Genomic DNA, 22,657 nt, shown 5'->3' on the forward strand with positions numbered 1-22,657 from the left:
GCACACCGAGCCTAGGCGAGGTGCCGAGTGTTGGGGCGAAGCGTTTTTGGTTACTTTTTGCGCTCTTCAAAAAGTGACCCGCTGTAAGAGCGGAACCAATCGCAGCCGTTACCGCAGCAACGGATATGTCCCCAAAAACGCCCTACTCAATCCCCACCTGATTCCGCCCATTATGCTTAGCCGTATACAACCCCTTATCCGCCGCCAAGATCACCTGCCGGCAATCCGTCCCCTGCTGCGGTGTCATGGTCGACAGCCCGATACTGATAGTCAGACTCGACCCCTCGGTCGGCGCGTTATGCGGAATCTTCAGCGCCGCCACCGCCATGCGCAGCTTCTCGGCCACCAACCGCGCCCCGCCCGGCGAGGTATTAGGCAGCACCAGGGCAAACTCCTCACCCCCATAGCGCGCCGGCAAATCCGAAGGCCGACTGCTCGCCTCACGAATGGCCGCCGCCACCTTTCGCAACGCCTCATCCCCTTCAACATGCCCAAAGCTGTCGTTATAGGTCTTGAAGAAATCCACATCAATCATCAACAACGACAACTGAGTCTGATCACGCATGGCCCGACGCCACTCCAGCTCCAGGTATTCATCAAAGTGACGGCGGTTGGACAACCCGGTCAGGCCATCGGAGTTCATCAGCCGTTGCAGTACCAGGTTGGTGTCCAGCAACTGCTGCTGGCTGACCCGTAGCGCACGATAAGCCGCATCCCGCTGCAACAGGGTCATGTAGGACCGCGAGTGATAGCGAATACGCGCCACCAATTCGATGTTATCCGGCAGCTTGACCAGATAATCATTGGCCCCGGCAGAGAACGCCGCGCTCTTGATCAGCGGATCTTCTTTGGTGGACAGCACGATAATCGGGATATTCGCAGTGGCCGGGTGATTGCGGTATTCACGCACCAGGGTCAGGCCATCAAGGCCGGGCATCACCAGATCCTGCAGGATGACCGTCGGCTTGATGCGGATCGCCTGGGCAATCGCCTGGTGCGGGTCGGCACAGAAGTGGAAGTCGATATTTTCTTCATGGGCCAGGCCACGCCGCACGGCTTCACCGATCATGGCCTGGTCGTCGACCAGCAACACCATGGCGGCATTTTCGTCGGTCTTGATGTCGTCGATCTGTAAATCATTCATGTGCAGTCACCTGAATTACTACCTGCCAGCCAGCACCGCGAGAAGTCTTGTTCATTTTGCAAAGACCTCCAGCAATCGGGGTGCAATTCTATCCAGTGGGCGAATTTCAACAGCAGCATCAATTGCCGCCGCCGCTTTGGGCATGCCATACACCGCCGAGCTTTGCTGATCCTGGGCGATGGTCAAATAACCTTGTTCACGCAGCAACTTGAGGCCCTGAGCCCCGTCGCGCCCCATGCCGGTCAGCAATACGCCGACCGCATCGCCATTCCAGTGGCTGGCCACGCTTTCGAAAAACACGTCGATCGAAGGCCGGTAGATCTCGTTCACCGGCTCTGCGGTATAGGCTAGCGTGCCATTTTTCAACAGACGAATGTGGTGATTGGTGCCGGCCAGCAGCACCACGCCACTTTGCGGGGGTTCGCCTTCACGGGCCAGGCGCACCGGCAGGCCGGAGGCGCTGCCCAGCCACTCGGCCATGCCGGCAGCGAACACCTGATCCACATGCTGCACCAGCACAATGGCGGCGGGAAAGTCCCGGGGCAAGCCCTTGAGCAGGATTTCCAGGGCCGCCGGACCACCGGCCGACGAACCGATCGCCACCAGGCTCTGGCGTTTACCGGTGATTCGCGGCGCAACGGTTTCAGCACGTACGCGGCTACCGCGTTGGCCGATCAACCAGCCAATGTTGAGGATCTTGCGCAACAGCGGCGCCGCCGCATCCTTGGGGTTGCCCACGCCCAGGGGCGGTGTGTCCACCACGTCCAGAGCGCCGTGACCCATGGCTTCGAACACCCGGCTGACGTTGGCCTGGCGGTCGACGGTCACAATCACGATGGCGCACGGGGTCTCGGCCATGATCTGGCGGGTGGCTTCCACGCCGTCCATCACCGGCATGATCAGGTCCATCAGGATCAGGTCCGGCGTCAGTTCGGCACACTGCTGCACCGCTTCCAGGCCATTACTGGCCACCCACACCACCTGGTGCGCAGGCTCGAAGCTCAAGGCGCGGCGCAAGGCTTCCACCGCCAGGGGCATGTCATTGACGATCGCAATCCTCATGCCCGCGCGCCTCCGATCAGTTCCACCACGGCGTCCAGCAGGGCGTCATCATGAAAACTGGCTTTGGCTAAATAATAGTCGGCGCCGGCGTCCAGTCCACGACGTCGGTCTTCTTCGCGATCCTTGTAGGACACCACCATCACCGGCAACGATTGCAGGCGACTGTCACGGCGCAAGAGTGTGACCAATTCAATACCGTCCATACGAGGCATATCAATATCAGTGATCAACAGGTCAAAGTCTTCGGAGCGCAAGGCGTTCCAACCGTCCATGCCATCGACCGCTACGGCCACTTCATAACCACGATTGAGTAACAATTTGCGTTGCAGTTCACGCACGGTCAGCGAGTCATCCACCACCAGCACCCGTTTGCGCGGCGCTTCGGTGGCCTGCTGGCTGCGCCGAGCGATACGCTCCAGGCGGCCGGTGTTGAGCAGTTTGTCCACCGAGCGCAGCATGTCTTCGACATCAACGATCAATACCACCGAGCCGTCATCGAGCAACGCGCCTGCGGAAATGTCCTGGACTTTGCCCAGACGATCATCCAGCGGCAGCACCACCAGAGTACGCTCGCCGATAAAACGCTCCACGGCAACCCCATACACGGCATCGCGCTCGCGGATCACCACGACCTTCAAGGTGTCCGACGGACTCTGCCCCGCCGGCCTCTGCAGCAACTGGCTCGCGGCGACCAGGCCGACATGCCGGCCTTCGTGCCAGAAATGCTGGCGTCCTTCCAGTTGCACGATATCGTCCGGCGCCAGGTCGCACATGCGCTCGATGTGGGCCAGCGGGAACGCGTAGGCCTCTTCGCCGACTTCCACCACCAGGCTGCGTACCACCGACAAGGTCAGCGGCACTTCAAGGTGGAAACGACTACCCTGCCCCGCCGTCTGCTCCAGCACCACCGCGCCACGCAGTTGGCGCACCATATGCTGCACCGCATCCAGGCCGACACCACGCCCGGACACTTCGGTGACCTTGTCGCGCAGGCTGAACCCCGGCAGGAACAGGAACGTCAGCAACTCTTCTTCGCTCAGGCGCAGAGCGGTTTCCAGCGGAGACAGATGCCGGTCGACGATGGTGCCGCGCAGGCGTTCCAGGTCAACGCCATTGCCGTCATCACTCAATTCCAGTACCAGCAAGCCGGCCTGGTGGGACGCGCGCAGGCGGATCAGGCCTTCAGCCGGCTTGCCTGCGAGCAGACGTTGCTCAGGCATTTCGATGCCGTGGTCGACCGCATTGCGCAACAAATGGGTGAGCGGCGCTTCGAGTTTTTCCAGCACGTCACGGTCGACCTGGGTCTTTTCGCCCTCGATCTCCAGGCGCACCTGCTTGCCGAGGCTGCGGCCAAGGTCGCGCACCATGCGCACTTGCCCGGCCAGGACATCGGCAAACGGACGCATGCGACAGGCCAGCGCCGTGTCATACAGCACCTGGGCGCGCTGCCCGGCCTGCCAGCCGAACTCATCCAGCTCAGCGGTTTTTTCCGCCAGCAGGGCCTGGGCTTCGCTGAGCAGGCGGCGGGTGTCAGCCAGTGCTTCTTGGGCTTCCAGGTTCAGATTTTGGGTCTTGAGTTGCCCGTCCAGCGTATCCAAGGCACGCACGCTCTGGCTTTGAATGCGCTTGAGGCGCTGCAAGCTGGCCAGGTAGGGTTTGAGCCGCTGGGTTTCCACCAGGGATTTGCTCGACAGGTCGAGCAGGCTGTTCAGACGCTCCGCGGTTACCCGCAGCACGCGCTCGCCGCCTTCGGTCATGCGTTTGTTCTGCCGCGGCGGCTCAGCAGCCACTGGCAGTGCGGGCTCGGGCTCCGGCGGCAGCTCTTCAACGACAGCCGCCGGTTCTGGCGGCGGCGCAGGCTTGACCGGCGCCTGCGACGGATCCAGCAGGCGTTCCATCAGCGCCACGTAGGCTTCGATATCCGCCGGCCCCACGTTATTGCCGGGCGTAGCGATGCGCATCAGCAGGTCGGTGCCTTGCAGCAACGCATCAATATGTTCGGGTTGCAGGTACAGGCGACTTTCCTGGGCGCTGACCAGGCAATCTTCCATCACATGGGAGACGCTGACCCCGGCGTCTACCCCGACGATACGTGCCGCGCCCTTGAGCGAGTGCGCAGCGCGCATGCAAGCCTCAAGCTGGTCGGCCTGGGTCGGGTTGCGTTCCAGGGCCAGCAGGCCCGCGCTCAGGACCTGGGTCTGCGCATCGGCTTCCAGGCTGAACAGTTCCAGCAGCGAGGCATCGCGCATCTGGTCGGGGGTCATGTGAGGCTCCGGGTCACGGCGGACAACAATTGCGCCTCGTCCAGCCACCGCAAGCTGCGGCCTTTCCACTGCAACACGCCTTGGGTGTAGCGCGCGCTGGCCTGGGTGCCGGAGGCCGAAGCCGCCTTCAAGGTGCGCTCATCAATGGCGTGGATCCCGTCGACTTCATCCACCGGCACCACCACCGGGCCATCCTGCGCGGCGATGATCAGCATGCGCGGCATGATGCGGCCACCGCTGGCGCCGTTGCTGGTGACGTCCAGGCCGAGCAGTTCCACCAGCGAAAGGCACGCCACCAGCGCACCCCGCACATTGGCCACGCCGAGCAACGCGCGCGAGCGTTGGTGCGGCAGGGAATGTATCGGTTGCAACGGCGCGACTTCCACCAGGCAACGGGTGGCAATGCCCAACCATTCTTCGCCGAGACGGAACATCAGCAAAGAACGGGTGACCACATCTTCGCCCAGCTCGACAGCGGCATGCGGGCGATGCGCGTCTTGCTGCAAGGCGTAGCGGTCCAGCAACCGCGTGGCTGCTGCCGAGTACACCGAGCAGTTGCAGCAATGGATATGGTCCGCCAGCAACGGGCAGGATTTGTCGCCATGGATGCCGATGCGGTTCCAGCAGTCGTCGATGGCTTGGGTGTCGGCCAGGGTCAGGTCCAGGCCGGCGGTGTCGAGCGCCTCGGTGTTACTCATCGTTTGGACTCACTGTCAGCTCGCTCGCTACGGGCGGCCCGCGCCTGCAAGCGGCGCGCTCCCGCACTGTCGCCTTGGGATTCGAGCAACGCGGCCAGGTGCATCAAGGCCTGCGGGTGCTGGGGTTCCAGGTACAAGGCTTTTCGATAATAACCCTGGGCTTCCAGGGCGCTGCCGGCCACGTCGCTGAGCAGCCCGAGCCAGTAGAACACCTGGGCGGCCGGCGGGTGGTTGCTCAAATACTGTTCGCACGCGGCGCGGGCTTCAGCACTCTTGCCTTCATTGGCCAGGGTGGCGATGCGACTGAGCAAGTCACCCGCATCGGTGTGCGGCGCCTTGATCGGCACCACTTGGGCGCTGACCGTACTGAACGGCCGTGGCTTACTTGGAATCGGCGCTGCACTACGTTGCGGGATGGGCGCGGCAATCGGCACAAACACCGGCTCAGGCTTGACCGGTTCGGCATGCCGACTGAAGGCAAACGACTGCGGCACCCCAATGGAACGCATGCCGTGACGCCCCAACAGGCTGCCCTCAGCCGGGCCGATAAACAACACGCCATCCACGTGGGTCAGGCCCTTGAGCACGTCGAACACTTGCTTCTGGGTCGGCTGGTCGAAGTAGATCAGCAGGTTGCGGCAGAACACGAAATCGTAGCTCGCTTCATTGGCCAGCAAGCCCGGATCGAGCAGGTTGCCCACTTGCAGGCGCACCTGCTCGCGTACTCGGTCGGCAATGTGGTAACCATCGCCATACTCGGTGAAATGGCGGTCGCGAAACGCGATATCGCCCCCACGAAACGAGTTCCTACCATACACCCCGCGCCGCGCACGCTCCACCGACAGCGGGCTGACATCCAGGCCCAGCACCTTGAACTGGTGCGGCGCGAGGCCTGCGTCCAGCAAGGCCATGGCAATCGAATAAGGTTCTTCACCGGTGGAGCACGGCAGGCTGAGGATGCGCAGGGCGCGCATCTGCTTGATTTCGATCAGGCGCGCCTTGGCCAGGCGGGCCAGAGTCGCGAACGATTCGGGGTAACGGAAAAACCAGGTTTCCGGGACGATCACTGCTTCGATCAGTGCCTGCTGCTCATCCTCGGAACTTTGCAGGTGCTGCCAGTACTCGCCGGCCGTTTGCGCATTGACGGCCTGGCTGCGCTGGCGCACCGCGCGTTCGATGATGGCTTCGCCGACCGACGCAACGTCCAGGCCGATGCGCTCTTTAAGGAAGGCAAAGAAGCGCGGATCGCTGCTCATAGGCTCAGCTCGGCAGAAAACAGTACGGCGCGCACCTCATCGGTGAGCAGGTCATTCACGCCGATCCATTGCATCAAGCCCAACGCGTCTTCGCGCACCGGCCCCAGGTACGGCGCCTGGCGGTTGTCGAGGCCATAGGGCTGAAACTCCGTCGGATCGCAACGCAGCGTGTCGGTGGCCTGCTCCAGGATCAGTCCCAGCCAGCGTGCCTCGGTCCAGGGCTCGGGCTGGTAATTGACCAGCACCAGCCGCGTGCTGGTGCGCGCCTGGGCGGCGGTGCCGAAGGTCAAGGCGCTGAGATCGATCACGGGCACCAGCGCGCCACGGTGGGCAAAGATGCCTGCCACCCACAGCGGCGCATGGGCGATGGGTTTCAAAGGCAGGCGCGGTAGCACCTCGGCCACTTCGGTGGCCTTGAGGGCGTAACGTTCGTTGCCGATGTGAAACACCAGGAACAACGCCTTTTTCGCTGCCGGGACGGCACCGCGTTTAGCCGCGAGGTCGCTCATCAGACTTTGAAACGCGACACGCCGCTGCGCAGACCGACCGCCACCTGGCTCAGCTCATCAATGGCAAAGCTGGCCTGGCGCAGGGACTCGACGGTCTGGCTGCTGGCATCGCCCAGTTGCACCAGGGCGTGGTTGATCTGCTCGGCACCGGTGGCCTGGGCCTGCATGCCTTCATTGACCATCAACACCCGCGGCGCCAGCGCCTGCACCTGATGGATGATCTGCGACAACTGCTCGCCGACTTGCTGCACTTCAAACATGCCACGACGCACTTCTTCGGAGAATTTGTCCATGCCCATCACGCCGGCGGACACCGCCGACTGGATCTCGCGCACCATCTGCTCGATGTCGTAGGTAGCCACGGCAGTCTGGTCGGCCAGGCGCCGCACTTCGGTGGCGACCACGGCAAAACCGCGACCGTATTCACCGGCCTTTTCGGCCTCGATCGCGGCGTTGAGCGACAGCAGGTTGGTCTGGTCGGCGACCTTGACGATGGTCACCACCACTTGGTTGATGTTGCCGGCCTTCTCATTGAGGATTGCCAGCTTGGCGTTGACCAGATCGGCCGCGCCCATCACCGAGTGCATGGTTTCTTCCATGCGCGCCAGGCCTTGCTGGCCGGAACCGGCGGCCACCGAAGCCTGGTCGGCGGCGGTGGACACTTCGGTCATGGTGCGCACGAGGTCCTTGGACGTGGCCGCGATTTCGCGGGAGGTGGCACCGATTTCGGTGGTAGTCGCAGCTGTTTCAGTGGCGGTGGCTTGCTGCTGCTTGGACGTGGCGGCAATCTCAGTCACCGATGTAGTGACCTGCACCGAAGAACGCTGGGCCTGGGACACCAGGGCGGTCAGCTCGGTCATCATGTCGTTGAAGCCGGTTTCGACGGCGCCGAACTCATCCTTGCGCTCCAGGTTCAAGCGCTTGCTCAAGTCGCCGTCGCGCATGGTTTCGAGGATGTCGACGATGCGCTGCATCGGCGCCATGATCGCGCGCATCAGCAACAGGCCGCACAGGCCGGCGGCGAGAATGGCGACGACCAACGACACAAACATGCTGATTTTCGCGGCGGAAACCGCATCATCGATTGCGTTGGTCGCACGGTCGGCGACGTTCTTGTTCTCGGTGATGATGTCGTTGAGCTTCATGCGGCCTGCGGTCCAGGTCGGCGTCAACTGGGTGTCGAACTCTTTGCGCGCGGCGGTCAGGTCACCGCGTTGCAGGCTTTCGAGCACGGTGGACAGGCTCTTGTTATAGGCCTGGTGCAGGGTTTCGAATCTGTCGAACTCGGACCGATCGTCACCACCAGCGATGGTTTTTTCGTAGTTATCCATCTGCTGCAAGATGCGCGCTTCAAAGGACTTGAATTCCGCCCGATCAGCGTCACTCAGCTGCTTGTTCTCACGCAGGCCCAGCAATTCCAGGGTCTGCAGGTAGCTGTCGACCCACGCGCTGCGAATCATGGAACTGAGATAGACACCCGGCACCGCATCATCGCGCACCGCGACTTCGCTGGTTTCGATCTTCAGCAACCGTGAATAGGAGACCACAACCATTAACAGCATGATGGCGATAATGACCGCAAAGCTTGCCAAGATCCGTTGGCGCAAGGTCCAGTTCTTCACAGTAATTCCTCGAAGGGCCGATCAAATGCGGGGGAGTATAGCTGAGCAGAAGCCCTCATTTATCAACGGGTTTTGATGTAGCGCTCACAGAATGCAAAAACACCCCGGGCCTTGAAGGCATCCGGGGTGTTTTCGATAAAGCGATAGGGTCAGAGTGAGGCCTGGCGCACCTGCTTTTCCAGTTCCAGCTTCAAGCCTGGCTCCAGTTTCAGTTGGCGCGCCAGTTCATCGAGGTAAGCCTTCTCCATAAAGTTTTCCTCATCCACCAGCATCACGCTGGCGATGTACATCTCGGCGGCCATTTCCGGCGTGCCGGCCGCTCGCGCCACGTCAGCCGGGTCCAGGGGCTTGTTGAGCTCGGCGTGCAGCCAGCTTTGCAGCTCGCGGTCGTTGTCCAGCTTGGTGAATTCGCCTTCGATCAATTCGCGCTCGCGCTCATCCACATGGCCGTCGGCCTTGGCGGCAGCGACCAGCGCCTTGAGGATGCCTTGGCTGTGTAGCTCAACCTGGGCCGGCGGCAGACGGTCGATGGTTTGCGGTTCGCCTTGAGGTGCATTGGCCTGATTGGCCTGCCAGTTGCCGTAGGCTTTGTAGGCAATCACACCCAATGCCGCCAAACCGCCGTAGGTCAGGGCCTTGCCGCCGAATTTGCGGGCTTTCTTGTTGCCCAGCAGCAGGCCCATGGCGCCAGCCGCCAAGGCACCGCCGCCCGCGCCACCGAGCAAGCTGCCCAGGCCGCCACCGCCGAGCAAACCGCCCAGTGCACCTTTGTCGTCCTGCTTACGCTGGCCGCCGGCCTTGTTTTGCAACATGTCCTGGCCAGACTTGAGTAACTGATCGAGCAATCCACGGGTATTCATTCGTAGCCTCCAGACACTAGGGTTCATAGGACCAATAGGCTCCCAGCGTAAAACTAAGTGCCAAAAAGCCTCGATCTAGAGTGCTTCCAGATGTAACGCGGTCGCCCTTCGCTTAAATCGATATACACTCGAACAAATCTATAAAAACACCCCACTGGTAATTCCAGCATGATGACCTTGCGTCAAATCCGGCATTTTATCGCCGTGGCCGAGACCGGTTCGATCTCCGCCGCCGCGCAGACGGCGTTCATTTCCCAATCGACCCTGACCCTGGCGATCCAGCAACTGGAGCAGGAAATCGGCGTCAACCTGTTCAACCGTCACGCCAAGGGCATGACCCTGACCCACCAGGGCCATCAATTCCTGCGCCAGGCGCACCTGATCCTCGCCACTGTCGACAACGCCAAGCGCAGCCTGCAACAGAGCACCGACCAGGTCGCCGGGCAGTTGATCATCGGCGTGACGAGCCTGGTGGCTGGCTATTACCTCGCGGATTTGTTGACGCGATTCCAGCGCGCCTACCCCAATGTGGAAATCCGCGTGATGGAGGATGAACGCCCGTATATCGAACATTTGCTGGTCAGCGGCGAAATCGATGTGGGCGTGCTGATCCTTTCCAACCTCGAAGACCGCCACGCCTTGCAGACCGAAGTCCTCACCCACTCCCCGCACCGTTTGTGGCTACCGGCACAACATCCACTCTTGGAACACGACAGCATCAACCTGGCCGATGTGGCGCGCGAACCGCTGATCCAGCTGAACGTCGACGAAATGGGCCACAACGCCCAGCGCATGTGGACCGGCGCAGGCCTGCAACCGCGTGTGACCTTGCGAACCGCTTCCACCGAAGCCGTGCGAAGCCTGGTGGCGGCGGGCCTCGGCGTGTCGATCCAGCCGGACATGACCTACCGGCCCTGGTCCCTGGAAGGCGACATCATTGAAGCGCGCCCAATCGCCGACCTCAGCCAGACCCTCGACGTCGGCCTGGCCTGGCGCCGTGGCACCGCACGTCCGGCGCTGGTGGACCCGTTCCTGACCGTCGCCCGCGAACAGCCGCACCCGCGCAAGCCATCTATTTAATCGAATGCTGCATTCAGTATTTAGTATTTGTTGACCTCGCGCCTGACCTCTAGTCTCTGTTCATCCCATAAGAGAAGGTCAGGCGCCTTGTAAGAGAACGCCCATGGCCACACAAGAAAAGAGATCGCGAAAAATGTCCGGCGCGCCCACCCCGCTACTCACTGCGTTGCTGATCGACGGCGAACTGGTCCAAGGCCAGGGGTTTGCCGAGCCGATCCTCAACCCGGCCACCGGTGAAGTGCTCACCCAGATCGCCGAAGCCAGCACCGAACAAGTGGAAACTGCGATCCTCGCCGCCCACCGCGCCTTCGCCGGCTGGTCGCGAACTACGCCACAGCAGCGTTCGAACATCCTGCTCGGCATCGCCGACGCCATCGAAAAACAAGCTGACTACCTGGCCCGCCTCGAATCCCTGAACTGCGGCAAGCCGTTGCACTTGGCCCGCCAGGATGACTTGAGTGCCACCGTCGATGTATTCCGCTTCTTTGCCGGGGCCGTGCGTTGCCAGACCGGGCAGTTGAGCGGTGAATACCTGCCGGGCTACACCAGCATGGTGCGTCGCGATCCGATTGGCGTAGTGGCCTCGATTGCGCCGTGGAACTACCCGTTGATGATGGCCGCATGGAAGATCGCCCCGGCCCTGGCTGCCGGTAATACTTTGGTGTTCAAACCGTCGGAACACACGCCGCTGTCGATCCTGGCCCTGGCGCCCGTGCTTAAAGAGCTGCTGCCACGTGGTGTGATCAACATTCTGTGTGGCGGCGGCGAAGGCGTCGGCAGTCACTTGGTCAGTCACCCCAAGGTGCGCATGGTCTCGTTGACCGGCGATATCGTCACCGGGCAGAAAATCCTGCAAGCCGCCTCCAAAACCCTTAAACGCACGCACCTGGAACTGGGCGGCAAGGCCCCGGTGATCGTGTGCAACGACGCCGACCTGCAAGCCGTGGTCGAAGGCGTGCGCGCCTACGGTTACTACAACGCCGGCCAGGACTGCACCGCCGCGTGCCGCATCTACGCCCAGGCCGGCATCCACGACAAACTCGTCGCCGAACTGGGCGCGGCGGTCAGCAGCCTGCGTTTTGCCGGCAAACGCGATGCCGACAATGAGCTCGGCCCGCTGATCAGCACGCGCCAGCGCGACCGCGTCGCCAGTTTTGTCGAGCGCGCCCTCGGCCAGCCGCATATTGAACGCATCACCGGCGCCGCCGTGCATTCCGGCGCCGGCTTCTATTACCAACCCACCCTGCTCGCCGGCTGTAAACAGAACGATGAAATCGTGCAGCGCGAGGTGTTCGGCCCGGTGGTCACCGTGACCCGCTTCGACGAGCTGGAACAGGCGGTGGACTGGGCCAACGACTCCGAATACGGCCTGGCCTCCTCGGTATGGACCCAGAACCTGGACAAGGCCATGCAGGTCGCGGCGCGCCTTCAGTATGGCTGCACCTGGATCAACAGCCATTTCATGCTGGTCAGCGAAATGCCCCACGGCGGCTTGAAGCGTTCGGGGTATGGGAAGGATCTGTCCAGCGATTCGCTGCAGGACTACAGCGTGGTGCGCCACATCATGGCGCGCCACGGTCAGCATCTTTAAAACAACAACTAAGCTGTTGCGTTACCGGCTTCAAACACTGCCCCGACCATAATTAAAGAAGAGGGAACCCCCATGTCTGCGCACAAGACCGCACTGCTCAGTGCCCTGACTACCGCGCTGCTGGCCAGCGCCAGCCTCCAGGCCGCCGAACCACTCAAAGCGGTGGGCGCCGGTGAAGGCCAGTTGGATATCGTCGCCTGGCCCGGTTATATCGAACGTGGCGAAAGCGACAAGGCCTACGACTGGGTCACCGGTTTCGAGAAGGAAACCGGCTGCAAGGTCAACGTGAAAACCGCCGCCACCTCTGACGAAATGGTCAGTTTGATGGCCAAAGGCGGGTATGACCTGGTCACCGCGTCGGGCGATGCGTCGTTGCGGCTGATCGTTGGCAAGCGGGTGCAGCCGATCAACACCTCACTGATCCCCAATTGGAAGAACATCGACCCGCGCCTGAAAGATGCGCCGTGGTACGTGGTCGGCCAGCAAACCTACGGCACCCCGTACCAGTGGGGCCCGAACGTGTTGATGTACAACACCAACGTGTTCAAGACCGCGCCCACCAGCTGGAATGTGCTGTTCGACGCGCAGAACCTGCCGGACGGCAAGCCGAACAAAGGCCGTGTGCAGGCGTATGACGGCCCGATCTACATTGCCGATGCGGCGCTGTACCTCAAGTCGACCAAGCCGGAATTGGGCATCCAGAACCCCTATGAACTGACCGAAACCCAGTACAAGGCCGTGCTCGAACTGCTGCGTGCGCAACAGCCGCTGATCCACCGCTACTGGCACGACACCACCGTGCAAATGAGTGACTTCAAGAATGAAGGCGTGGTGGCTTCCAGCGCCTGGCCGTATCAGGTCAACGGCCTGCAGAACGAGAAACAGCCGATTGCCTCGACCATTCCAAAGGAAGGCGCCACCGGCTGGGCCGACACCACCATGTTGCACACCGAGGCCAAGCACCCGAACTGCGCCTACAAATGGATGGACTGGTCGCTGCAGCCGAAGGTCCAGGGCGACGTTGCCGCCTGGTTCGGTTCGCTGCCGGCAGTGCCTGCGGCGTGTAAGGAAAGCGAACTGCTCGGCGCCGAAGGTTGCAAGACCAACGGGTTCGATCAGTTCGACAAGATCGCCTTCTGGAAAACCCCGCAGGCTGAAGGCGGCAAGTTCGTGCCGTACAGCCGCTGGACCCAGGATTACATTGCGATCATGGGCGGCCGCTAGCTCCTGAACTGAAAGAGATCCCTGTGGGAGCTGGCTTGCCTGCGATGGCATCACCTCGGTGCAACAGACACACTGAGGCGCCTGCATCGCGGGCAAGCCCGGCTCCCACAGAAAAGCTCCCACATTTCATTTGCGTACACAGATTCCCAGATTTTTCAGAAGTCCAGGCCGGGCCGCTGCGACGACCCGCGCCTTTTTGGAGCACCGCACCATGACGCTTGCAGTCCAATTCACCCACGTTTCCCGTCAGTTCGGCGAAGTGAAAGCCGTTGACCGGGTTTCCATCGACATCCAGGACGGCGAGTTCTTTTCCATGCTCGGCCCTTCCGGCTCGGGCAAGACCACCTGCCTGCGCCTGATCGCCGGGTTTGAGCAGCCGAGCGCAGGCTCGATCCGTATCCATGGCGAGGAAGCCGCCGGCTTGCCGCCGTATCAGCGCGATGTGAACACCGTGTTCCAGGATTACGCGCTGTTCCCCCATATGAATGTGCGCGACAACGTGGCCTACGGCCTCAAGGTCAAGGGCGTGGGCAAGGCGGAACGACTGAACCGTGCCGAAGAGGCGCTGGCCATGGTTGCCCTCGGCGGCTACGGCGACCGCAAACCGGTGCAACTGTCCGGCGGCCAACGCCAGCGGGTCGCCCTCGCCCGCGCCCTGGTCAATCGTCCACGGGTGTTGCTGCTGGACGAACCCTTGGGCGCCCTCGACCTCAAGCTGCGCGAGCAGATGCAAAGCGAGCTGAAGAAGCTGCAACGCCAGTTGGGCATCACCTTTATCTTCGTGACCCACGACCAGACCGAAGCGTTGTCGATGTCCGACCGCGTCGCCGTGTTCAACAAAGGCCGCATCGAGCAGGTCGATACCCCGCGCAACCTCTATATGAAACCGGCCACGTCGTTCGTCGCCGAGTTCGTCGGCACCTCCAACGTGATTCGTGGCGAACTGGCCCAGCGCCTCAGCGGCACTGCGCAACCCTTCTCGATCCGCCCGGAACACGTGCGGTTTGCCGAAGGCCCGTTGGGCGTTGGCGAAGTGGAAATCAGCGGTCTGCTCCACGATATCCAATACCAGGGCAGCGCCACCCGCTATGAACTGAAACTGGAAAACGGCCAAGCCCTGAACATCAGCCGCGCCAACAACCAGTGGCTTGACACCAGCGCCGGCCACCAGGTCGGCCAGACCCTCACCGCCCGCTGGGCCCGTGAAGCCATGGTGCCGCTGACCGACATCGCAGGCGAGGTGTGACATGAGCCTGGCCCTTTCCCAACCGCCGATGCGCAGGTTTTCCAACCTGCTGTACCGCAAGCCCAACCTCTACCTGGCGATGCTGCTGGTGCCGCCGCTGATCTGGTTCGGCGCGATCTACCTCGGTTCGCTGCTGACCCTGCTCTGGCAAGGTTTCTATACGTTTGACGATTTCACCATGGCGGTCACGCCGGACCTGACCCTGGCCAACTTCGCCGCGCTGTTCCAACCGTCGAACTTCGACATCATCGTGCGCACCCTGAGCATGGCGATCGTGGTGTCGATCGCCAGCGCCGTCGTTGCGTTCCCGATCGCCTACTACATGGCGCGCTACACCACGGGCAAGACCAAGGCGTTCTTCTACATCGCGGTGATGATGCCGATGTGGGCCAGCTACATCGTCAAGGCCTACGCCTGGACCTTGCTGCTGGCCAAGGGCGGCGTGGCGCAATGGTTCGTGCAGCACCTGGGTTTGGAGCCGGTGTTGCAGTTCGTGCTGGGCATTCCCGGCGTGGGCGGCAGCACCTTGAGCACCTCGCACCTTGGGCGCTTCATGGTGTTTGTCTACATCTGGCTGCCGTTCATGATTCTGCCGATCCAGGCATCCCTGGAACGTTTGCCGCCGTCGTTGCTGCAAGCCTCGGCGGATTTGGGCGCCAAACCGCGCCAGACCTTCATGCAGGTGATCTTGCCGCTGTCGATTCCTGGGATTGCCGCCGGCTCCATCTTCACCTTCTCGCTGACCCTCGGAGACTTCATCGTGCCGCAGCTTGTAGGGCCGCCGGGTTACTTCGTCGGCGGCATGGTCTACGCCCAGCAAGGCGCCATCGGCAACATGCCCATGGCCGCAGCGTTCACGCTGGTGCCCATCGTGCTGATCGCGGTTTACCTGTCCATCGTCAAACGCCTGGGGGCCTTCGATGCACTCTGAAAAATCTTCCATGGGTCTGAAGATCGCAGCTTGGGGTGGACTGGTTTTTCTCCACTTCCCGATCCTGATCATCTTCCTCTACGCCTTCAACACCGAAGAAGCCGCGTTCAGCTTTCCGCCACAGGGCTTTACCCTGAAGTGGTTCAGCGTTGCGTTCGCCCGGCCGGACGTGCTGGAAGCGATCAAGCTGTCGTTGCAGATTGCGGCCATCGCTACCCTGATCGCCATGGTGCTCGGCACCCTGGCCTCGGCGGCGCTGTATCGCCGAGAGTTCTTTGGCAAGCAAGGCGTGTCGTTGATGCTGATCCTGCCGATTGCGCTGCCGGGGATCATCACCGGTATCGCATTGCTGGCGACCTTCAAGACGCTGGGTATCGAGCCGGGGATGTTCACCATCATCGTCGGCCACGCGACCTTCTGTGTGGTGATCGTCTACAACAACGTCATCGCCCGCCTGCGCCGTACCTCCCACAGTTTGATCGAAGCCTCGATGGACCTGGGCGCCGACGGCTGGCAGACCTTCCGCTACATCATCATGCCCAACTTGGGCTCGGCGCTGCTGGCCGGCGGCATGCTCGCCTTTGCGCTGTCGTTCGACGAAATCATCGTCACCACCTTCACCGCCGGCCACGAACGCACCTTGCCGTTGTGGCTGCTCAACCAACTGAGCCGCCCACGGGATGTGCCGGTGACCAACGTGGTCGCGATGCTGGTGATGCTGGTGACGATGTTCCCGATTCTCGGTGCCTATTACCTGACGCGCGGCGGTGAAAGCGTGGCCGGGAGTGGCGGTAAATAATTGTTTGAAGAGGACATGGCGATGCAAACCAAACTGCTGATCAATGGCCAACTGGTCGAAGGCGAAGGCCCGGCCCAGGCGGTATTCAACCCGGCGCTCGGCCGCGTGCTGGTGGAAATCAACGAAGCCAGCGAAGCCCAGGTCGACGCCGCCGTGCGCGCAGCCGATGCGGCTTTCGAAAGCTGGTCGCAGACCGCGCCCAAGGACCGTTCGCTGCTGCTGCTGAAACTGGCGGACGTGATCGAAGCCCACGGCGAAGAGCTGGCCAAGCTGGAATCGGACAACTGCGGCAAGCCCTACAGCGCCGCGCTGAACGATGAGATCCCGGCGATTGCCGACGTATTCCGCTTCTTTGCCGGCGCCAGCCGTTGCATGAGCGGCTCGGCCGGCGGCGAATACCTGCCCGGCCACACCTCGATGATCCGCCGCGATCCGGTGGGGGTGATTGCTTCCATCGCGCCGTGGAACTACCCGCTGATGATGGTCGCCTGGAAAATCGCCCCGGCCCTCGCCGCCGGTAATACCGTGGTGCTCAAGCCGTCGGAGCAAACCCCGTTGACCGCGCTACGCATGGTCGAATTGGCCGCTGAAATCTTCCCGGCCGGTGTGCTCAACCTGGTGTTCGGCCGTGGGCCAACCGTCGGCAGCCCGCTGGTGAACCACCCGAAAGTGCGCATGGTGTCGTTGACCGGCTCCATCGCCACCGGCGCAAACATTATCTCCAGCACCGCCGACAGCGTGAAGCGCATGCACATGGAGTTGGGTGGCAAGGCGCCAGTGATCATCTTCAACGACGCGGACATCGACGCCGCTGTGGAAGGCATTCGTACCTTTGGTTTCTACAACGCCGGTCAGGATTGCACGGCGGCCTGCCGGATTTACGCGCAAGCGGAAATCTACGAGAAGTTTGTCGAGAAGCTCGGCGCGGCGGTCGCCAGCATCCAGTATGGCCTGCAGGATGATCCGGCCACCGAGCTGGGCCCATTGATCACCGCACAGCATCGCGACCGTGTCGCCGGGTTTGTCGAACGCGCCGTGGCGCAGCCGCATATTCGCCTGGTCACCGGTGGCAAGGCCGTGGAAGGCAATGGTTTCTTCTTCGAGCCGACGGTATTGGCCGACGCCCAACAGGACGACGAAATCGTGCGCCGAGAGGTGTTCGGGCCGGTGGTCTCGGTAACCAAGTTCAACGATGAAGCACAGGTACTGGGCTGGGCCAATGATTCGGACTACGGCCTGGCGTCGTCCGTATGGACCGCGGATGTAGGACGCGCCCACCGCCTGGCCGCACGCCTGCAGTACGGCTGCACTTGGGTGAACACCCACTTCATGCTCGTCAGCGAAATGCCCCACGGCGGTCAGAAACTGTCCGGTTATGGCAAGGACATGTCCATGTACGGGCTGGAGGACTACACCACCGTGCGGCATGTGATGTTCAAGCACTGAGTCTCGCCCAAACGCCTTAATGCCTTACTGTAGGAGCGAGCTTGCTCGCGAAAAATGCCAACGATAACGCGGGCAACCTGATTGAATCCGGTGTCTTTGCGTTCTTCGCGAGCAAGCTCGCTCCTACAGATAAAGCGTCCATAACAATAAAATTATGTAGGTTTCCATGGACATCACCCGCCGCGACTTCCTCAATGGCGTCGCCGTCACCATCGCCGCCGGCATGACCCCGCTGCAACTCCTGCAAGCCGCTCCCGACGGCCGTTACTACCCACCCGCCCTCACCGGCCTGCGTGGCAGCCATGCCGGCTCGTTCGAAGTGGCGCACCAGATGGGCTGGGAAAAGAAGGTGTTCGACACCGACACACTGCCAATCACTGAGGATTACGACCTGGTGGTCGTGGGCGGCGGCTTGAGTGGTTTGTCAGCGGCATGGTTCTACCGCGAGAAGCACCCCAAGGCGAAGATCCTGATCCTGGAAAATCACGACGACTTCGGCGGCCACGCCAAGCGCAATGAATTCCAGGCCGGTGGCCGCATGATCATCGGCTACGGCGGCAGCGAGGCGTTCCAGTCGCCCAACCACCTGTACAGCAAGGAAGTGAACGGGTTGTTGAAAAAGCTCGGGGTGAACATCAAGCGCTTCGAAACCGCCTTCGACCGCCAGTTTTATCCGGGCCTTGGGCTGTCGCGCGGGGTGTTCTTCGACAAGGAAAACTTCGGCGAAGACAAACTGGTGACCGGTGACCCGACGCCGATGGTGGCCGACGATATTGCACCGGACCAGTTGAATGCCCGCGCCATCCGCGACTTCATCAATGACTTCCCCTTGCCAGCGGCCGACCGCCAGGCTCTGATCGAACTGCACACCGCGCCCAAGGATTACTTGCAGGGCAAGACGGCCGAAGAAAAGGCCGACTACCTGGCGGCTACCAGCTACCGCGATTTCCTGCTCAAAAACGTAGGACTATCGGAAGGCGCGGTGAAGTACTTCCAGAGTCGCACCAATGACTTCATGGCGTTGAGCATCGATGCCGTGGCTTCGGCGGACGCCTACAGCGTGGGCTTCCCGGGCTTTGCCGGGATGAACCTGGCGCCGATCAGCGAAGAAGCGGCAGCAGAAATGGAAGAGCCCTACATCTACCACTTCCCGGATGGCAATGCCTCGGTCGCGCGGTTGCTGGTGCGCAGCCTGATCCCGGGCGTGGCGCCAGGGCACACCATGGACGATATCGTGCTGGCGGCGTTTGACTACGCCAAGCTCGACCAGTCCAAGGCGGCCGTGCGCTTGCGCCTGAACAGCACGGCGGTCAGCGTACGCAACGTCGGCAACAGCGTGCATATCGGCTACAGCCGTGGTGGGCAACTCGCACAGGTGCGCGGCAAACGCTGCATCCTGGCCTGCTACAACATGATGATCCCGTACCTGTTGAAGGATCTGCCAGCGCCGCAAGCCCAAGCCCTGAGCCAGAACGTGAAGTACCCGCTGGTGTACACCAAGGTGGTGATCCGCAATTGGCAGTCGTTCCAGAAGTTGGGCGTGCATGAAATCTACGCGGCGACCCAACCTTACAGCCGCATCAAGCTGGACTACCCGGTAAGCATGGGCGGTTACGACCACCCGCGCGACCCGACGCAGCCGATTGGCTTGCACATGGTCTATGTGCCCACCAGCCCCAACAGCGGCATGAACGCCCGCGACCAGGCTCGCGCCGGGCGGGGCAAGCTGTATGGGCAGACGTTCGAGCAATTGGAAGCGCAGTTGCGTGACCAGTTGCAACGCATGCTCGGGCCGGGTGGGTTCAACCATGAGACCGACATTCTGGCGATCACTGTCAACCGCTGGTCACACGGTTATGCGAGCTTCTCCAACAGCTTGTTCGACGATGCGGACCAGAGCGAGGCGTGGATGAACCTGGCGAAAAAGCCGGTGGGGCATGTGAGCATCGCCAACTCGGACGCGGCGTGGAGTGCGTATGCGCATGCGGCGATTGATGAGGCATATCGCGCCGTAGGCGAAATCGCCTGACCCTTGTAGGAGCCGGCTTGCCGGCGATGAGGCCCTTGAGCCTTGCAGCGTTCTCTCGGACGCCATCGCCGGCAAGCCGGCTCCTACAGGGGATTTTTGTGAGTCGGAAATGTCTTGTCGCATTTGCTAGGCCATCACGTCGCTATCAATCAATTTTCCTACGTCATCGAACCGCTTAAGCTATCCGGCGTCTGTTTAATGTCCGTTGCGTTTGGTCGAAGGCATGTCCGAACCGTAATTTCTGATCCGCTACGTGCCAGGAACGGCGCGGGATTTGCTCACGACAGGTTGTCTCTATGCACCGCAGGAATTTGCTCAAAGCGTCCATGGCCATTGCGGCTTACACCGGTTTGTCGGCCAGCGGCCTGCTTTCCGCCCAGGCCTGGGCCGGGAACCGTGCCGCTGATGGCAAGGCCGTGGCGTTCGATTTCGACTCGCTCAAGGCCCAGGCCAAACAACTCGCCGGGACCGCTTACAAGGACACCAAACAGGTGCTGCCGCCAACATTGGCGACCATGACCCCGCAGAATTTCAACGCCATCGGCTACGACGGCAACCATTCGCTGTGGAAGGAATTGAACGGCCAACTGGACGTGCAGTTCTTCCACGTCGGCATGGGCTTCAAGACGCCGGTGCGCATGCACAGTGTCGACCCCAAGACCCGCGAAGCCCGCGAAGTGCATTTCCGTCCATCTTTGTTCAACTATGAAAAGACCACCGTCGACACCAAGCAACTGACCGGTGACCTGGGTTTTTCCGGCTTCAAGCTGTTCAAGGCGCCGGAGCTGGACCGCCATGACGTGCTGTCGTTTCTCGGCGCCAGCTACTTCCGTGCGGTGGACAATACCGGGCAGTACGGCCTCTCGGCCCGTGGACTGGCCATCGACACCTACGCGAAAAAACGCGAGGAATTCCCCGACTTCACGCAGTTCTGGTTCGAGACCCCAGACAAGAACGCCACCCGCTTTGTGGTCTACGCCCTGCTCGACTCCCCGAGCGCCACGGGTGCCTACCGCTTCGATATCGACTGCCAGGCCAACCAGGTCGTGATGGCAATCGACGCACACATCAACGCACGCACCACCATCGAACAACTGGGCATCGCGCCGATGACCAGCATGTTCAGTTGCGGCACACACGAACGACGCATGTGCGACACCATCCACCCGCAGATCCACGATTCGGACCGCCTGGCCATGTGGCGCGGCAACGGCGAGTGGATCTGCCGCCCGCTGAACAACCCGGCCAAGCTGCAATTCAACGCGTTCGCCGACAAAGACCCGAAAGGCTTCGGCCTGGTGCAGACCGACCATGAGTTCGCCAGCTACCAGGACACCGTGGACTGGTACAGCAAGCGCCCGAGCCTGTGGGTGGAACCAACCACTGCGTGGGGCGAGGGCTCTATCGATTTGCTGGAAATTCCTACAACCGGTGAGACCCTGGATAACATCGTGGCCTTCTGGACCCCGAAAAAACCCGTGGCGGCCGGCGACTCGCTCAACTACGGCTACAAGCTGTACTGGAGCGCCTTGCCACCGGTGAGTACACCGTTGGCGCAAGTCGACGCCACCCGTTCGGGCATGGGTGGCTTTACCGAAGGCTGGGCACCGGGCGAGCACTACCCACCGGTGTGGGCGCGCCGTTTTGCCGTGGACTTCAAGGGCGGCGGCCTGGATCGCCTGCCACCGGGCACCGGGATCGAGCCGGTAGTGACGTGCTCCCACGGCCAGGTCAAGGATTTCAGCGTGCTGGTGCTGGATAACATCAAGGGCTACCGCATCCTGTTTGACTGGTACCCGACCAGCGACAGCGTGGAGCCGGTGGAACTGCGCCTGTTCATACGCACCCAGGACCGTACCTTGAGTGAAACCTGGTTGTACCAGTACTTCCCGCCGGCTCCGGACCAGCGTAAGTACACCTGATCGTCCGCTGCAGGAGCTGGCAAGCCAGCTCCTGCAAGTGCTCAGAACCGCGACACACTTTTCATCGCCCCAATCAAATAGCGCATCGCCACCTGATCGTTCTCGGTCAGGGCGCGGTACTGCGCCAGCAATTCCACTTCATCCGAACTCAGCCTTCGGCCACGCAAAGACACCCTGCGGGCCAGAAATGACGCCACCACACCCGCTACACCATAGGAACTGGCCATGGACTGCTTCTCCTGATATCCATCAAATACTCCCGTTGCCCATAACTGCCTCCCATGAAGCGCAATGCCCCAGTGAGCAAACCAACTGACTTCCTGGGCCAGAAATCAGGCTTACCCTAAGCGTAGAAACCTTATTGCCGAGCGTGGGACTTTTTTAGAGTAATCACTTAAATATTTGCTTCGGTAACAAAGACCTACAGTCCTTTCTCACCTAATGGTCGGTAGAGATGAATGTCATGGGGCTCTTGTGCAAACAGGTCAGGATCAGGTTGCTGCAGCAACAGGCAGCCTTGGCGTAGGTAAAAGTCCACGGTATTGCGCGACTCCGTGGCCGAGATATACAACGCATCCGCTCCGGTTTGACGGCCGTGCTCACAGGCCAGCGAGAACAGATGCCCTCCCAGCCCCAAGCCACGCGCCGCATGACTGACGTGCAGGAACTTCAGTTGGCGCATTCGCAGCGTCTGATTATGGATGGTGCGGTTGTCCACCACCGCCGCCGCTATCAAGGTTGGACCGTCGAATACGCCCAGCAACCACCCGCCCCGTTTGAGACAGGCGCCCAGCGCCACCGCGTCCTGCTCCGCCTCGCCTTCGGGCCAACCGCGCATGTCGTGGTGAGCGGCGTACAACACCAACTGACCACCGTCCACGCGATAGCATTGGTGGATCAACTCCGTGCGGTCGATGGTTGCCAGCAACGGGATGTCACTTTCAGTTAACGCGCGTTCCACCAGCATGATGGCC

The 22,657-nt window shown here is 61.6% G+C and carries 19 protein-coding genes; 9 read left to right on the top strand and 10 right to left on the bottom strand.

The annotated features are described in order from the left end of the window. Window positions 1–142 precede the first annotated feature (142 nt). The 8 genes from HX868_RS29505 to HX868_RS29540 all read right to left on the bottom strand — a co-directional run bounded on the left by HX868_RS29505 (window position 143) and on the right by HX868_RS29540 (window position 9,415). Window positions 143–1,144 carry a diguanylate cyclase domain-containing protein gene (locus HX868_RS29505; RefSeq protein ID WP_016977907.1) on the bottom strand — a complete coding sequence of 334 codons (1,002 nt, stop codon included), beginning with the start codon at window positions 1,142–1,144 and terminating at the stop codon, window positions 143–145. A gap of 51 nt (window positions 1,145–1,195) precedes the next feature. Continuing rightward, window positions 1,196–2,206 (bottom strand): chemotaxis response regulator protein-glutamate methylesterase, encoded by a 1,011-nt coding sequence (gene cheB, locus HX868_RS29510; RefSeq protein WP_177005294.1) that lies wholly within the window; start codon window positions 2,204–2,206, stop codon window positions 1,196–1,198. Further along, window positions 2,203–4,470, bottom strand: a complete 2,268-nt coding sequence (locus tag HX868_RS29515; protein WP_177005295.1) for a hybrid sensor histidine kinase/response regulator — start codon at window positions 4,468–4,470, stop codon at window positions 2,203–2,205. Before HX868_RS29515 ends, cheB begins: the two co-directional genes overlap by 4 nt. Then, complete coding sequence (locus tag HX868_RS29520; protein ID WP_177005296.1) at window positions 4,467–5,168, bottom strand: chemotaxis protein CheW; 702 nt, start codon at window positions 5,166–5,168, stop codon at window positions 4,467–4,469. Before HX868_RS29520 ends, HX868_RS29515 begins: the two co-directional genes overlap by 4 nt. Beyond that, a complete protein-coding gene (locus HX868_RS29525; protein WP_177005297.1) occupies window positions 5,165–6,424 on the bottom strand; it encodes a CheR family methyltransferase in 1,260 nt (419 codons plus the stop codon). Before HX868_RS29525 ends, HX868_RS29520 begins: the two co-directional genes overlap by 4 nt. Continuing rightward, window positions 6,421–6,933 (bottom strand): chemotaxis protein CheW, encoded by a 513-nt coding sequence (locus HX868_RS29530; RefSeq protein WP_177005298.1) that lies wholly within the window; start codon window positions 6,931–6,933, stop codon window positions 6,421–6,423. The genes HX868_RS29525 and HX868_RS29530 overlap by 4 nt, the downstream gene beginning before the upstream one ends. Continuing rightward, window positions 6,933–8,555, bottom strand: coding sequence for a methyl-accepting chemotaxis protein (locus tag HX868_RS29535; protein WP_177005299.1), 1,623 nt, complete (start codon window positions 8,553–8,555; stop codon window positions 6,933–6,935). Before HX868_RS29535 ends, HX868_RS29530 begins: the two co-directional genes overlap by 1 nt. 149 nt (window positions 8,556–8,704) lie before the next feature. Beyond that, window positions 8,705–9,415: a tellurite resistance TerB family protein gene (locus HX868_RS29540; protein ID WP_177005300.1), complete on the bottom strand. Its 711-nt coding sequence runs from the start codon at window positions 9,413–9,415 to the stop codon at window positions 8,705–8,707. 168 nt (window positions 9,416–9,583) lie between these two features. On the opposite strand from HX868_RS29540, the gene HX868_RS29545 reads away from it, so the two are divergent. The 9 genes from HX868_RS29545 to HX868_RS29585 all read left to right on the top strand — a co-directional run bounded on the left by HX868_RS29545 (window position 9,584) and on the right by HX868_RS29585 (window position 21,683). Continuing rightward, window positions 9,584–10,495, top strand: a complete 912-nt coding sequence (locus HX868_RS29545; RefSeq protein ID WP_003209548.1) for a LysR family transcriptional regulator — start codon at window positions 9,584–9,586, stop codon at window positions 10,493–10,495. Between the two features lie 133 nt (window positions 10,496–10,628). After that, the gene (locus HX868_RS29550; protein ID WP_028619108.1) at window positions 10,629–12,086 is read left to right on the top strand and encodes a gamma-aminobutyraldehyde dehydrogenase; all 1,458 of its coding nucleotides are present in this window, start codon (window positions 10,629–10,631) and stop codon (window positions 12,084–12,086) included. Between the two features lie 72 nt (window positions 12,087–12,158). Beyond that, window positions 12,159–13,310 carry a putative ABC transporter substrate-binding protein YdcS gene (gene ydcS / locus HX868_RS29555; RefSeq protein ID WP_095014924.1) on the top strand — a complete coding sequence of 384 codons (1,152 nt, stop codon included), beginning with the start codon at window positions 12,159–12,161 and terminating at the stop codon, window positions 13,308–13,310. A gap of 211 nt (window positions 13,311–13,521) precedes the next feature. Further along, a complete protein-coding gene (locus tag HX868_RS29560; RefSeq protein WP_177005301.1) occupies window positions 13,522–14,556 on the top strand; it encodes an ABC transporter ATP-binding protein in 1,035 nt (344 codons plus the stop codon). 1 nt (window position 14,557) lies between these two features. After that, complete coding sequence (locus tag HX868_RS29565; protein ID WP_016977918.1) at window positions 14,558–15,487, top strand: ABC transporter permease; 930 nt, start codon at window positions 14,558–14,560, stop codon at window positions 15,485–15,487. After that, complete coding sequence (locus tag HX868_RS29570) at window positions 15,477–16,286, top strand: ABC transporter permease (protein WP_012722540.1); 810 nt, start codon at window positions 15,477–15,479, stop codon at window positions 16,284–16,286. Before HX868_RS29565 ends, HX868_RS29570 begins: the two co-directional genes overlap by 11 nt. Before the next feature lie 21 nt (window positions 16,287–16,307). Next, a complete protein-coding gene (locus HX868_RS29575) occupies window positions 16,308–17,732 on the top strand; it encodes a gamma-aminobutyraldehyde dehydrogenase (RefSeq protein ID WP_177005302.1) in 1,425 nt (474 codons plus the stop codon). Window positions 17,733–17,898: 166 nt separating this feature from the next. Then, the gene (locus HX868_RS29580) at window positions 17,899–19,761 is read left to right on the top strand and encodes a flavin monoamine oxidase family protein (protein WP_177005303.1); all 1,863 of its coding nucleotides are present in this window, start codon (window positions 17,899–17,901) and stop codon (window positions 19,759–19,761) included. Window positions 19,762–20,057: 296 nt separating this feature from the next. Then, the gene (locus HX868_RS29585; protein WP_177005304.1) at window positions 20,058–21,683 is read left to right on the top strand and encodes a glucan biosynthesis protein D; all 1,626 of its coding nucleotides are present in this window, start codon (window positions 20,058–20,060) and stop codon (window positions 21,681–21,683) included. A 41-nt stretch (window positions 21,684–21,724) separates the two neighbouring features. Here HX868_RS29585 and HX868_RS29590 read toward each other — a convergent pair whose 3' ends face one another. Both HX868_RS29590 and HX868_RS29595 read right to left on the bottom strand, forming a co-directional pair. After that, window positions 21,725–21,910 (bottom strand): hypothetical protein, encoded by a 186-nt coding sequence (locus HX868_RS29590; protein WP_095014919.1) that lies wholly within the window; start codon window positions 21,908–21,910, stop codon window positions 21,725–21,727. A 194-nt stretch (window positions 21,911–22,104) separates the two neighbouring features. Continuing rightward, window positions 22,105–22,650, bottom strand: a complete 546-nt coding sequence (locus HX868_RS29595) for a GNAT family N-acetyltransferase (protein ID WP_177005305.1) — start codon at window positions 22,648–22,650, stop codon at window positions 22,105–22,107. Window positions 22,651–22,657 lie beyond the last annotated feature (7 nt).

Origin of the sequence: Pseudomonas reactans, from assembly GCF_013385825.1 — a bacterium.
In the GTDB taxonomy this organism is placed as follows: Bacteria; Pseudomonadota; Gammaproteobacteria; order Pseudomonadales; family Pseudomonadaceae; genus Aquipseudomonas; species Aquipseudomonas reactans.